The sequence below is a fragment of the Streptosporangium sp. NPDC048886 genome, from assembly GCF_055586905.1.
Window position 1 is genome coordinate 1 of sequence record NZ_JBVJHH010000068.1, and the last position, 12,815, is coordinate 12,815.

Genomic DNA, 12,815 nt, shown 5'->3' on the forward strand with positions numbered 1-12,815 from the left:
GCACGTGGGCCCGGCAACAGAGCTCCATCCGCCCTCGGCTCGTCGCCACCGTCTGGTAGGCCGGGATGCGCAACATCCGCGCGATCGCCCAGGCCACCGGTGTCTCCCGGGACACGATCTACGCCGATCTCACCCGCCAGGGCATCGACTACCGCGACCGCTCACAGCCCGAGCCGAGCGCGGAGATCACAGTGACCACCGTGGTGCCGTGGGAGACGGTCTCCGACGAGAAGGGGCGGCGGGCCTGGACCGCCGGGCAGCTCCGCGCGGCGCTGGCCGACCTGGACGACGATGCTCCCGTTCTGGTGCACGTGGCCACCGACGAGGACGGCGTGGTCGACGACCAGATCATCACCTATGCCGGGCACGGCACGATCGGCTGGGGCGACGGCTACGGCCTGGAGCCCGACCCGATCTTCGCCATGGAGTGCCACTGGCACACCGCCGGGAACCTGCACATCCGACCACGGCGAACCAGCCAGACATAGAGGCCCGCCCCCAGACCGCCCGGCGACGGCCTGTCAGGGCTCAGGACCCGTGCGACAGATCCGGCTCGGGAGGTGGGTGACACTCCGGCTAGATGATCTGTTGCTCTCCGATGCCTATTGAATCGGAAATTTGTGGTCTGGTCCCTGCCATTCAGGCGGGAGTTTTTCGATCTGCAGGTCGGAGAAGATCAGGGTCAGGTCATGGGCATTGGCCTGGATCCGGACTTCGTGGAAGTCGATGCCGAGGGCTGCGGCCCAGTTGCGGGCGGTCGGCGAGTCGGTGATGAGCGTGGCCCCGGGGTAGAGCTCCTGCCAGTTGACGCCCCAGACGTATCCGTCGAGGTCGACGCCGGTTTCGTAGGTGATGAGCCGGTCGTCGAGGGACTCGCGCCAGGTGTCGGCCGACACGGTTGTGGTGCAGGTGGCCTGCACGCAGTGGCGGAACAGGTAGCGCAGCGTCGCCGGCGCGATTCCGCTTCGCGGGTCGGCGGTCGCGTGGATCACGAGCTGGTAGTCGCGCATGTAGTTCGTGAAGCGGTGGCGGAGTAGGGCTTGGTCGAAGACGTCGTCCAGAGCCTGCTGCAGTTTCACCGGATCCATGCACGCAGTTCTACCTGCTGGTGTGATCTTTTGGTCAGTGCTGGGGCTTACGGACTTTGAACCGGGCGATCGGTTTGATGGTGGTGCGGGCGACCTCGGCAATGACCTGGCCGGCATAGGTGATGCGGAAGGTGCCATCGGCTGCTTCGACGGTCACCGTCGCTGCGGCGTGGCCGATACCGACGCCGATGCGCTGTCCGGCGATGGCGATCTGACCGCGGCTGCTTACCCGCCGCTGCACCCGGACGGGTTCAGCGGCCGGTTGGGGCGCAGGTCCGGCGGGGCGCGCATCGCGCAAGCGAGCCGTGGCGTCGCCGGTAAGCGGGTTGGGCAGAGTGCACAGCAGCGTGGTCCCGTCACTCAGGTGCAGCACGGCGCCGTCGAGACGGACGGTCAGGCGGCGTCCGGCGAACGGGGAGCCGACCGGATACTGCCGGCCGCCGAGGGAGACCAGGCCGGAGGCGTTGACGGTCCGCTCGACCTCGACCGCCGCACCGGCGCCGGGGCGGGCCGGTTTGGTGGTGGGTTGGAGGCGGGTGCCGCCCTCGGCGATCAGCTGCCGCAGATGCTGCGAGGTGAGCCGGGACGGCACCTTCTTGATCCTCACCCCGGCGATCAGCAGCTCGACGGTGCCGGTATCGGCTCGCAGTGTGAGCGTCAGACCGGCGCGGTGGGTGCCGAGCCAGAACTGCTGCCCGCAGACGGTCAGGTTGCCCGAGGCGGGCACGACGCGGGTGAACTCGACGGCCAAGTCCACTGGATCGATCTCGTTCACCGGCATCATCGGCGTTGCTGTCTCGACCGGCACCGGTGCCACCGCCGGCTCAGCGGCGGTCTCAGGCTCGGCCTCCGGGGCGGGGAGTGCTCCGGCGGTGCGCAGGTCCGCTGGCAGGCGCAGCGGCAGCCGCTCGTCGCATCGGGGCCGGAACCGGTCGGCGGGACGGTGCATGTCCAGCGCCTGGTGGGGGCGGTGGGTGTTGTAGTCGGCGACGAAGGCGTCCAGGACCTGCTGGGCGTGCTCGACGCTGTCGAACGGCTCGTGGTCGTCGAGCAGTTCGCGGCGCAGACTCTGGTGGAAGCGTTCGACCTTGCCGGTGGTGGTGGGCGAGTGCGGGCGGGTCAGCCGGTGGGTGATGCCGTTCTCGCGGCAGATCCGGTCGAACAAAACCTCTCCGCCGCGGCCGAACCGGGCGGTGAACTGCTTGCCGTTGAGTTCCTAATGGATGTCAAGGCGGTGGGGTCGTAGCCTGAAGGACGGACGGGCCGGTCGACGGAGCATGTTGCGACTCCTTTCTTCGCCGGCCCGTTTCTGGTGTTGGCGGCCGGTGGCGGGTGTGGGTGGTGCGCCGTGCCGCGCGGAGTTCAGTGGGGATGGCGTATCGCTCGGCGATGATGACGCGGGCTTGGGCTGCGTCGACCGGACGGCCGTTGGCGTCGCGGAGGGTGTAGTGCTCGCCGCACCGCCAGCAGGCGGCGATCCGGGTGAGCAATGTCGTGGCGACGTGGCAGAACGCGGAGTTGTGGTGCTTGCCCTCGGTGACCATCAGACGGTGGTACTTGGCGGCCAGGCTGGGGTCGGCGCGGCGGGCGTGTTCGGCGGCCATGAACAATGCTTCGCGCAGGCAGGCGTCACCGGCCTTGGTGAGGCCGGTGTGCTGGCCCCTGAGGCTGGAAGAGTCCAGGCGCGGGACCAGGCCGCTGAAGGCTCTGACTCCGGCCAGTGAGGCGAAGCGGTTGGGGTCGCCGAGCCGGCCGAGGACCTGGGCACCCAGGATCGGGCCGATACCGGGCACCGATAGCAGGATGCCGCCGGGATCGGCGTGGGCGAACAGCACGGCGATGCGTTCGTCGAGTTCTTTGATCTCCTGAGTGAGGGCCAGGGCGAGCCGGGCCTCGATGGCGATGTCGTCGGCCAGGTCGGGATAGTCCAGATCGTCGTCCCAGAGCTGGAGCGTCGCGGCGGCGGTGGCCAGGAGTTCTTCGGCCTTGGCCTCGCTCCAGGCGCCGCGGGAGTGGCGGTGTAAGAAGCGGGCCAGCCGGGCCCTGCCCAGTCGCCGGACCGTGTGCGGGCAGGCGTAGCCGGCGGCCAGGAACTTCAGCGGGGTCTTGTTGGCCAGGTCGCTGCCCAGGGCGGCGTGCCATCCCGGCCCGAGGATCTCCAGCAGCGCGTCCAGGCGGGCGAGTGTGGCGGTGCGGCGCCGCACCAAGGTAGAACGCAGCTTGACCGCACGGCGCAGCGAATCCCCCGGTCCCAGCCCCTGTTCGGTGTGCAGCCCTTCGGGGTGCAGCAGCGGCAGGCGCGCCAAGATTCGGGAGTCCAGCCGGTCGGACTTGGCGTGTTTACTGTAATAGGCGCGCAGGTCCGCGGACCGTTCGGGTGGCACCATCACCACCGCTGCGCCACGGCGTCGAAACCACGCCGCCAACGGCACTCAGGCATTACGGGTGGGCTCCATGATCACCGTCACCGTCGACGGGTCGGTCCCGGCCGGCAGCATCGCCCACAGCCGTTCCAGATCCTCGGCCGTGGTGCGAAACCGGCGGCCTGACCAGGCGAACTCCCCGCGTTCGTCGGCCAGGCTGGCTTGATGAGCCGCCCGGCACGCGATGTCGATTCCGAGCCGCAGTCGCAAGATTCTGGCTCCGTTCTCCTCACCGGACACTTCGACAGACCAGCGACGCCGACACCGAAGGAGGACGCAGTACCAGACATTCACCAACAGGGATCCGCCTGGCCAGACGCAGCTCGGCCGGGCGGTCGCCGGGTTCCTAACAGGACACGCGATCTCCCGGCGTTGGCCCCACTCGCCCCACTATCAACAGGCAAGAAGCACCAGGCTCCAATCGGTCAGCAATGGTGACGAGCGGGCGCCGGTCACCCCCGATCCTCACCTCGCCGGCCGAACAAGGTGAGCATCTTGGGGACACCACCAAGTTTGAATGTCGGTCAGCAGCTCATTGGGGATGCCGTGGCGGCGCAATGCGTCGGTCAGGGCCAGGCACACGGCCCGGCCGGTGGGGCGCATCACCACGGTGGCGGCCACGCAGTAGCGGGAGTGGTCGTCGACCCAGGTGACGATCTTGCATTCGGTGCCGTCGGCCAGCATGATCCCGCCGACGATGTCCATCTGCCACAGCTGCATCGGCTCAGATCGCTGCCAGCGCTTGTAATCCTCGCGCCGCCGCCCCCGAGGAGTGAGCTGCACCAGACCATGACGCACCAGCACCCGGTGCACCGTCGCCCGGGACGGCACCGGGCCGGGACAGGGGCGGCGGGTCAACTCCCACACCAGCCGGCGGGCACCCCAGCGGGGATGGTTACGCCGCAGCTCACACATCAACGCCTCCACCGCAGCTGGAGTTCGAGCCGGGGAGGTATGCGGGCGCGATGAGCGGTCCGACAAACCGTCCAGGCCCTGATCCCGATAGCGGCTCAACCATCGATGCACCGTCTGACGGGAGACTCCGAACCTACGGGCGACCTCGGTGACGCTCGCTCCGGATGACACCTGCAGCACAGCTTGATACCGCTGCTCGACCACGCTCAACTCCGCCAGCACTCGGCGAAGTGTCACACACGTCCTGAGCACGATCTGTCACGCAGATCATGAGACCTGACACGCCCGGCGACGGCCTGTAAACCTTCAGTTGATGATTGACGGATCAGTCTCGGCTGATGCTTTCCACCAGGCCTAGATCCTGTAGTCGATATGGCCGCTCGCCCGCAGCCGGTTGACCTCCTTGATGATCGTGCGTGGATGCACCGACAGCTCCTCGCCCTCGAACAACACCCGGAACCGGGTCTCCTCCAACACGACGGTGACGACTTTGCCGCGGTGCACCTGACCGACCTGGACCTTGCACCCGGCGACCATGAGGTTGCCGTTACCAGCCACCACCCGCTCCACCCGAGGGAACCGGCCGACGGCGGCGTTGGCGCCCTGGGCCAGGCGGGCGCCGTGCAACCGGCCCCGCTGCGAGGGCGTCAACGGGCTCGGCCTGGTACGCACCAGCACCCCCTCGGCGATCACCCGGACCGTCTGCGCGTCGATCCGCAGTGTGACCCGCTGACCGGCGAGCGGGACCCCGACGCTGAGCAGCTTGCCCGCCAGGCCCACACAGCCGGCGTTGTTGACCATCCGGTCGACCTCCACCACCGCATCGGCCGCCAACGGTCCCGCCGGCAGGGCGGTCGCCGGCGACGGGCGGCCCGGCCTGCCGCCACCGGCCAGCAGGCGGCCCAGATCGGCACTGGTCAACGTCACCGGATGCGTCTTGACCAGTTCCTCGCCGATGAAGATGTGCATGGTCGTGGCGCCGGCCCACACCGTGACCATCTGCCCGGCCCGCGCTTTGCCCAGCCAGACCTGACGCCCGCACGCCGTCAGGTTGCCGCTCGGCGGCACCACACGGTCGACCTCCACCGCCACCGGCACCGCCTCGGCGACGATCACGCCGGACACCTCCAGCGTCGACGCAGCTCGGCCCGGCAGCGCGGTCAGCTCCGCCGGAAGCCGCAACGGCAACTCCTCGATGCCGGCATCGACCACTGCCGGACGGAGGGAAAACCGGCTGGCCGGGGTCGCCATGTCCAGCGCCTGATGCGGCCGGATGGTGTTGTAGTCGGCCACCCACGCATTCAGCGCGTCCTGAGCCGCCTGCACGCTGACGAACGGCTCACAGGCGGCGAGGAACTCCTGGCGCACCGTCTTGTGCCACCGCTCGACCTTGCCTGTCGTGGTCGGTGAACGCACCTGCGTATTACGGGCGGTGATGCCGTTGTCCCGGCAGATCCGCTCGAACAGCACCTCCGTGGCCCGCGGCTTGGTGAACCGCCCGGTGAACTGCTTACCGTTATCGGTCAGCACCTCCTCCGGCACCCCGAAGGTGCGCATCGCGCCGGCGAACGCCGCACACACCGCCCGCCCCGAGGCCCGCACCACCAGCTGCGCGATCACAATGAACCGGGAATGGTCATCGATGCCGCTGATCAGCTTGCACTCCCGGCCGTCGGCCAACATCACCCCGCCCATCACGTCCAGCTGCCACAACTCCATCGGCGCCTCGCGTTCCCAGCGCACATACGACGACCTGGGGCGTCGCCGCTGCCCCGGCACGATCAGCGTGTTACGCACCAAGATCCGATACAGCGTGGTCAGCGACGGCACCGGATCGATATCACGTCGCCCCAGCTCATGGGCCAACCGCTGCGGACCCCACCGCGGATGAGACCGGCGCAGCTCACACACCAACGCCTCCACCGAGGTCGCCGTCTGATGCGGACACTCCCGCGGCCGATGCGAACGATCCGCCAGCCCCGCCAGCCCGCCGGCCCGATACCGGCGCACCCACGCGTGCACCGACTGACGCGAGACCCCGTATCGCTGCGCGACCTCGGTCACCGGACAGCCCGCCTCTACTTCCAGCACAGCGCGATACCGCTGCTCCATGACGCTCAACTCCACCAGCGCCAACCCGGCCTCCCCGCGTGATCGTCAACAATCACCAGGAAGGCAGGTCAGCCGAAGGGGTGTAAAGCATCAACCGAAGCCGCACTGTCAAGCATCAACCGAAGTAGGACAACGTTGGCCAACGTGGGCGGATGAGAACTTTCTCTACGGTTTTCAAGGCGGCCCGCCACGGCGGGCCGCTGGCGTTCACGGGCCGGGCTGCGGCTCTCCGGCCGGTCCCGGCCCGCACCGCCCACGGCGCGTCAGCGAAAGTCGTCGAACATCCTGAACAAGACGTCGTCCGTGGTCGGAACCGGCACGGTCAACACCGTCTCCGGGCCGTCGGCGTCGTCGGTGAGCCGTACCCGGTAGCGGCCCGGTGCCAGCTCGACATCGACGTCGAGCGCGACGACCTGGCGGCCTGCGAGGCCGCACTCGACAGTTTGCGCATCGCGTTTTGGGCCGCAGGCAAGGTATTGCAGGTCATCCGTGATGCCCGGCTGTATCGGGGCACGCACGGCATGTTCGAGGAGTACGTCGAATACCGCTGGCAGATAAAGACCTCGCAGGCTTACCGGCTGATCCAGGCATGGCCTCTGGCAGAGATCTTGTTCCCAATTGGGGACAAGATCATCAGCGAAAGCCATGTCCGCGAACTGATCCCCCTGGCGAACCGGCACGGAGAAGAGGCCGCGACGACTATCTACCAGACCGTCGTCGAGGCGGACGGGGGTGCGGGGCACCGCCGCTGTCCTCAAGGGTGCGGTGAGCACTCTGTCAGCTGATCGGTTCGACCTGGCTGAGGCTGTCGAGCAGATCCGCGCCTACCTGGCCAGGTCTGTCAACGGTCAGGATCTGCCGGAACGGGTGGAGGTCACCGCCACCGAGACCTTCGCTGCGGAGGCCGGCCGGCTGCGCACCATTTCTTCAGCGCGTCGCCAGGCGCGACATTGTCCGGAGCGCCGCGACCGAGAACCCCGATGAAGTGAAGCGCGTCGTCACCGAGCTGCGCGCTCTCCTCGACGAGATCGAGGAGACGGCGCTGTAACGAGCGCTGCCGTGCGTCAAGAGGGCCCCGATCGATGATCGGGGCCCTCGGATCCGCTGGGTCCGCGGACCGTAGGCGACCACTCAGGGGTCCCGGTAGCAATCGCGGGAAATCCAACGAAGCTGCCTCTGGCCTGCGGTGTCTTCACAGCAGGCCAGGCGGTCCAGACCGAATCGTCTTCCTGCAAGCGCAGGTCAGGCCCTACTCCGTTGGATTCACGGCCGAAGCTACGACGGCCCCCATTGCCGCCGCTGGTGATCTATCGCAGCGCGGTGGTGCTGTGGCGTGGCAAGCGAACCCCGTCTGACGGGCCGCCGGTGGCCGACATCGCCTGGGTGCATGGCGACGACAGCCAGGTCCCGCTTCATCGTTTTCCGTGGCGCCTGTTCCCGCACGCTGACTGCGCCGCCGCTGGTGACGCACGATGGGGCGTCGCTGTTTTTGAGCGCCTGGTGGCAGAGTGGCCCCCGCATGTGGTGGGCCGATCTCCTGCAAATCATCGACGACTCAGCCCTTTCACCGCGGCGGCCGCGGGTCGTCAGCCGTCGCGTTCCTGCGGCGGCGGTTCAGCGGCTTGATGGCCAGGACTACCGGCCGGTGCCGCGTCTGCGGGCATCTGCGTGATGCGCCGGCCACCACGCCGGTATCGGCGTCGATCAGGTCGGCGCGGGTGAGCATGATGCGCCCGGCGCGACCGTCCAGCACCTCATCGGGGCGCCACAACAGCGACGGCCCGCGCCATCGACCATCAGCACCGTAGGAGCGCTTGAGCCAAGGCCGCCCGGGCCGCTGTGGGCAGCAGCGCGGCGGCGTGGGTACGGGTGATGCGCGGCGGGCGGTGAGGCGGCATGAAGCCTTCTTTTCGGGCGGTCGTCTCGGGTGGGTGGTTCAGGGTGCAGGGGCCGTCCGGCCGATCCTCCTCCCCCATCCTGGATGCCGTGCGGGCGCGACGTGGCGCGCCGCACGTCGTCGATCATCGAAGGCCCCACTTCGCGCCGGCCCTGATCCGGCGCCCGGATGCGCGCCGCAGACGAGCACCGCGGCCACTGCGGCCACCGCGGCGACGTCGATCAAGGCGGGGACTCTGGTTATGTGGCACGTCAGGACGTCATCGGCGCCTCGGTGCCGGTGCCCGCCCCGGCACGCAGGACGGGGATCTCGGTCACGATCGGCGGCCCTCCCAGGTTCGTGACGCGCTCATACAGACCATCTCAGTTCTCCCCGCCCAGCTCCGACGCTCTCTCACCTGGGACCAGGGCTTGGAAATGCATCTACACGAGGATTTCAGCACCGCCACGGACATGCCGGTCTTCTGTGAGCCAGGCAGTCCCTGGCAGCGGGGTTCGAACGAGAACACTTATTGGTGCAGGGTGGGTCGCGCGGGGCTTCTTCGACGGGAGATGCTCCGGTCGGGCCGTTGGGTGACTCGGAGAACACGGGGTGCTGGTAAGAACCGAGTCACGCGCCCCAAACGCGCGGCATCGTCGCGGATCAGGGGTCTGAGGAACATCGGTAGCAACGGTGCAGGAAACAACGGATATCCAGGTCGGCGGCCCGTCTTCCAGGCTCTCAATGCTCTCAATTGGGGCTCTGAGCTGGATACCCGTTGGAAATTCCCCATTGCTACCGGGGCCCCGGAGGGCTAGGCGGTCTGGCTCAGCCCTTGTTTCACCTATCGAGATTCGATAGATTTTCATCGTAACTCGATAGAAGGATAGGTCATGGGAAAGCTGGCAGTGCGTGCGCTTCGCGCCGTGCTCGTGGTGGTGCTCGCCGGCACCGTGTTCGTACAGGCATTGATGGTGTGGGTGTTGGCCAGCGGGAGCGACCCGGAGGACGGGTCGCTCCCGCTGACCCCGCTGCGCGTGATCACGATCCTGGGCATGGTGTCGGTCCAGGTCGCCCTGGTCAGCGTATGGCGGCTGGTGACGATGGTGCGACGCGGAACCGTGTTCTCCCACGCCGCCTTCCGGTACGTGGACGCAGTGATCGGCGCGATCGTGGCGGCTGCCCTCCTGTGGTTCGCAGTCACGGCCCTCAACGCGCCGGACCAGCGGGCCGACCCGGGCGTCACCGTCATCATGGGCGGGGTCGGCCTGGCCATCCTGGGGGTCGCGCTCATCGTGCTCGTGCTGCGGATGCTGCTCGCCCAGGCCGTCGCGCGCGACATCGAAGCGGCACAGATGCAGGCCGAGTTGGACGAGGTGATCTGATGCCGATCGTCGTCGACATCGACGTGATGCTGGCCAGACGGAAGATGTCCGTGGGCGACCTCGCGGACCGCGTAGGGATCACGCCCGCCAACCTGGCGGTACTCAAGAATGGCCGCGCTAAGGCGGTGCGCTTCGCGACGCTCGCCGCGCTCTGCGAGGTACTCAAGTGCCAGCCGGGCGACCTGCTACGTTGGGAGGCCGAGGACGCCGCGGGCGGATGACGTGCCCCAGAGCGGGCGTGAAAACGCCTGGCACCACCGGCCTGTGGATCTCGGTCGGGATCCCGGTCACGTGCAGTCACCTGCGACGATGCCGCGCGTTTGGGGCGCGTGACTCGGTTCTTATCAGCACCCCAAGTAACCCCGCGGGTGACTTGAGGGTCTCGACGGTCATCCTTCGGCCCTCTGCCTTCGAAGACCATGGTTTTCTGTCGGCACGGGTCCGAGAGCGTTCGGACGGATGAGTTCAATGGAGCCGCCGACCCGGCGTGCTCCGATCTTGCTCAGCAAAGTGGTGGATCCGAGGTTGGTGGCATCGACCTCAGCGATCACAGACGTTTTCCCCCGCTGGTGAAGGAGGCCGAACACGCGCGCCAGCAGGGCTCTGGCGAGACCGAGGCGGCGGTAGGGGCGGCCGACCGCGATCAGGCCCAGCCGCGGCATGCTCAGGCTGCCCCAGACCCGGGCGAGTCCGGCGTATCGGCCGGTCGATTGATCGACGGCCACGAGGTAGGTGGCTGGATCGAAATCCGGTGAATCATAGGTCTGCCGGCGGAATTCCTGCCGGTCCCATTTCCATCCCGCGCAGCCCGGGACGTCCTGGCGCAGCTCGTCGTCCAGTTCCCGGAGCCCTTTCTCGGGCACCTGGTCAGCGGTGACGATTGTGAATCCGGCGGGAGCAGCCGTGCTGGACAGGCCGGTGACGTGCGGGTCGGTGGACAGGGTGTAGATGTGCTCGGTGCGAGCGATCGTAAATCCTGCTTCCGCGAGGTGGCGGCGGGAGTCGACATCGGACTCGCTGAGCTCGGTGCAGAGATCGTGTGGATGGTGCTCTGCCGCAGCGTGTACCAGCGGCCCGTACGCTTCGGCGCGACAGGAACGGAAGAAGACGAAGTGCCGGCCGTCGGGCCGGATGAGCATCGATGCCTCGCCCCAGAGCGCTTCCCCGTTCCAAACGGTCCACTTGTCGGGACCCTTCACGACAACGAGATGCATGGCTTGGACCGTATGCCTCTGTCTCATGGCTGGGCGATCGGTTTTCCCCAGGCCTCGAGCGGATCGGAGTCCCATGGGCGGCCGCTCACTTATGCAGAGCCACTTTGCGGCTCGCCGCAGCTTCGGGAGTCCTGGGCCGATACAGCGGCGAAGCGCTGTCTGCGGTCTGATCCACGAGTATCGCAGAGCAGCTTGACGAGGCGCGAAACCGCAGGCCAGCGCTATGAGCGAGATTTGGCACCGGACAAGGCGCTCGCCCGATGCCAACGCAGGAAGGCGTCCTGGACGACGCCCTCGGTCTCCTCAGCCGAACCCAGCATCCGATAGGCCAGCCCGAACAGCTTCGAACGGTGTCGCTCGAACTCCTCAACCGCATCACCTGTCACGCCCACCACCCTCTCCCTCTCAGCCCGCCTTGCGAGCCCGGTCGCCTGGATGCCATGACCGGCGCCCTCGGCGTCAAGCCCGTGCGCGGCACGCCAAACTCAGCCGCGCCTACGTGGCCGCCCGGCACCTGAAGTCACAACCAGCCGTCCTCACGCACGCTCCCGATATTTGGTGAACTCAACCATTAATGATGGGGGTATCCGCGGGCAACGGGCCGGTCTCGGGGTTGAAGAGCGTCTTGGACAGGCGCTCGACGCCGTAACAGACGGCGCCGACCGCCACGCACTCGTCGCCGAGCACCGAGGCCCGCAGCTCCGGAGTGCGCAGGCACATCGTCTCCAGTTCGTCCCTCAGCGGCTCCAGGAGCACGTCGGCCGACCGGGAGAAGCCCCCGCCGAGCACCACCAGGTCGGGATCGACGGTGAGGGCCATCGCGGAGGTGGCCAGCGCGAGCACCTTGACGTACCGCAGGACGGCGCCGCGCGCGCCGGCGTCGCCGCGCCTGGCGGCCTCGAACACCGCCCCCGCGACCGCGTCGGGCGGCGTGCCGGGTTCCACGGTGGGGACGGCCTGCAGCAGCTCGCCCACGTGACCCAGGTTGAACAGCGGGTGCACGCCGATCTCGCCCGCCGCGCCCCCACCGCCGCGCAGGGGGACTCCGTCGAGTACGACGGCGGCCCCGGCCCGCCGGCCGATGTGCAGGAAGATCAGGTTCCGGGTGTCGCGGGCGATGCCCCTGCGGCACTCGGCGAGCGCGGCGAGCCTGCTGTCGTTCTCCACGAGGACCGCGCAGCGGAGCCGTGCGCCGAGGTGATCGGCGAGCGGCACGCTCGACCAGTCCTGGATGGCCCGTGACAGGACGACGCGTCCTTGCAGGTCGACGTAGCCCGTGCTACCCGCGACCGCGATCCAGACGTCGGAGGCGGAGGTGCCGGAGCCGGTCAGGCAGGCGTCGACGGCCCTGTCGACGGCGGCCAGCCGCTCGGCGCGCGGCTGCTCGGGGGTGACCGGCTCGCGCGTGGTGTGCAGGACGTTGCCGTCGAGGTCGGCCACGACCGCGAGCACCTTGTGCGCTCCTATGTCGAGCCCCAGCACTCGGCCCGCTTCCCCGCGGAACCGGTAGCGGCGCGCGGGCCTGCCCTTCTCGCCGCCGCTCGGGTCCAGCTGGGCCACCCAGCCCAGCTTCATCAGGTCACTGACCACCACCTTGATGGTGGCTCTGGCCAGGTCGGCGCGCTCGGCGAGCTTGGTCAGCGTCATCGGGCCGTCGGCGCGCAGGACGGCGAGCGCGGAGAGCGCGTTGAGCCGCCGGAGCCGCTGAAGGTCGCCGCCAGTCACGGAGTGCGTCACGGATAACCCTTCTTGACGAATCTTAATGGTGGACTTCATCATAAATCCTCATCGGGGCGGTACTT

The 12,815-nt window shown here is 68.2% G+C and carries 13 protein-coding genes and 3 pseudogenes; 6 read left to right on the forward strand and 10 right to left on the reverse strand.

Going from position 1 to position 12,815, the window contains the following annotated elements:
• Positions 1–65 precede the first annotated feature (65 nt).
• Entirely contained in the window at positions 66–488 is a 423-nt protein-coding gene (locus ACZ6R6_RS45920) for a DUF6225 family protein (RefSeq protein WP_470103486.1), read from the forward strand.
• A 114-nt stretch (positions 489–602) separates the two neighbouring features.
• Here ACZ6R6_RS45920 and ACZ6R6_RS45925 read toward each other — a convergent pair whose 3' ends face one another.
• The 6 genes and pseudogenes from ACZ6R6_RS45925 to ACZ6R6_RS45950 all read right to left on the reverse strand — a co-directional run bounded on the left by ACZ6R6_RS45925 (position 603) and on the right by ACZ6R6_RS45950 (position 6,547).
• Positions 603–1,088, reverse strand: a complete 486-nt coding sequence (locus tag ACZ6R6_RS45925) for a YxiG-like protein (protein ID WP_470103488.1) — start codon at positions 1,086–1,088, stop codon at positions 603–605.
• 925 nt (positions 1,089–2,013) lie between these two features.
• Positions 2,014–2,298, reverse strand: a pseudogene (locus ACZ6R6_RS45930) (integrase core domain-containing protein); the annotation flags it as partial.
• A 16-nt stretch (positions 2,299–2,314) separates the two neighbouring features.
• Positions 2,315–3,520 (reverse strand): transposase, encoded by a 1,206-nt coding sequence (locus tag ACZ6R6_RS45935; protein WP_470103489.1) that lies wholly within the window; start codon positions 3,518–3,520, stop codon positions 2,315–2,317.
• A complete protein-coding gene (locus ACZ6R6_RS45940) occupies positions 3,521–3,721 on the reverse strand; it encodes a hypothetical protein (protein ID WP_470103491.1) in 201 nt (66 codons plus the stop codon).
• A 309-nt stretch (positions 3,722–4,030) separates the two neighbouring features.
• Positions 4,031–4,636: pseudogene (locus ACZ6R6_RS45945) on the reverse strand (helix-turn-helix domain-containing protein); the annotation flags it as partial.
• Positions 4,637–4,780: 144 nt separating this feature from the next.
• The gene (locus ACZ6R6_RS45950) at positions 4,781–6,547 is read right to left on the reverse strand and encodes an IS481 family transposase (RefSeq protein WP_470103526.1); all 1,767 of its coding nucleotides are present in this window, start codon (positions 6,545–6,547) and stop codon (positions 4,781–4,783) included.
• Positions 6,548–6,690: 143 nt separating this feature from the next.
• On the opposite strand from ACZ6R6_RS45950, the gene ACZ6R6_RS45955 reads away from it, so the two are divergent.
• Both ACZ6R6_RS45955 and ACZ6R6_RS45960 read left to right on the forward strand, forming a co-directional pair.
• The gene (locus ACZ6R6_RS45955; protein WP_470103493.1) at positions 6,691–7,323 is read left to right on the forward strand and encodes a hypothetical protein; all 633 of its coding nucleotides are present in this window, start codon (positions 6,691–6,693) and stop codon (positions 7,321–7,323) included.
• Positions 7,304–7,522, forward strand: coding sequence for a hypothetical protein (locus tag ACZ6R6_RS45960; protein ID WP_470103495.1), 219 nt, complete (start codon positions 7,304–7,306; stop codon positions 7,520–7,522). Before ACZ6R6_RS45955 ends, ACZ6R6_RS45960 begins: the two co-directional genes overlap by 20 nt.
• 580 nt (positions 7,523–8,102) lie before the next feature.
• Here the strand turns inward: ACZ6R6_RS45960 and ACZ6R6_RS45965 are convergent.
• Positions 8,103–8,291, reverse strand: a complete 189-nt coding sequence (locus tag ACZ6R6_RS45965) for a hypothetical protein (RefSeq protein WP_470103497.1) — start codon at positions 8,289–8,291, stop codon at positions 8,103–8,105.
• A gap of 452 nt (positions 8,292–8,743) precedes the next feature.
• On the opposite strand from ACZ6R6_RS45965, the pseudogene ACZ6R6_RS45970 reads away from it, so the two are divergent.
• The 3 genes and pseudogenes from ACZ6R6_RS45970 to ACZ6R6_RS45980 all read left to right on the forward strand — a co-directional run.
• Positions 8,744–8,944 (forward strand): annotated as a pseudogene (locus ACZ6R6_RS45970) (transposase); the annotation flags it as partial.
• 363 nt (positions 8,945–9,307) lie between these two features.
• Positions 9,308–9,799: a DUF2975 domain-containing protein gene (locus tag ACZ6R6_RS45975; protein ID WP_470103498.1), complete on the forward strand. Its 492-nt coding sequence runs from the start codon at positions 9,308–9,310 to the stop codon at positions 9,797–9,799.
• Positions 9,799–10,020, forward strand: a complete 222-nt coding sequence (locus tag ACZ6R6_RS45980; protein ID WP_046086987.1) for a helix-turn-helix domain-containing protein — start codon at positions 9,799–9,801, stop codon at positions 10,018–10,020. Before ACZ6R6_RS45975 ends, ACZ6R6_RS45980 begins: the two co-directional genes overlap by 1 nt.
• A gap of 168 nt (positions 10,021–10,188) precedes the next feature.
• Here ACZ6R6_RS45980 and ACZ6R6_RS45985 read toward each other — a convergent pair whose 3' ends face one another.
• From ACZ6R6_RS45985 to ACZ6R6_RS45995, 3 genes are all read right to left on the reverse strand, one after another.
• Complete coding sequence (locus ACZ6R6_RS45985; RefSeq protein ID WP_470103500.1) at positions 10,189–11,013, reverse strand: GNAT family N-acetyltransferase; 825 nt, start codon at positions 11,011–11,013, stop codon at positions 10,189–10,191.
• A 221-nt stretch (positions 11,014–11,234) separates the two neighbouring features.
• Positions 11,235–11,405 (reverse strand): sigma factor, encoded by a 171-nt coding sequence (locus tag ACZ6R6_RS45990; protein WP_363980687.1) that lies wholly within the window; start codon positions 11,403–11,405, stop codon positions 11,235–11,237.
• A 172-nt stretch (positions 11,406–11,577) separates the two neighbouring features.
• Positions 11,578–12,750: an ROK family protein gene (locus ACZ6R6_RS45995; RefSeq protein WP_306872058.1), complete on the reverse strand. Its 1,173-nt coding sequence runs from the start codon at positions 12,748–12,750 to the stop codon at positions 11,578–11,580.
• Positions 12,751–12,815 lie beyond the last annotated feature (65 nt).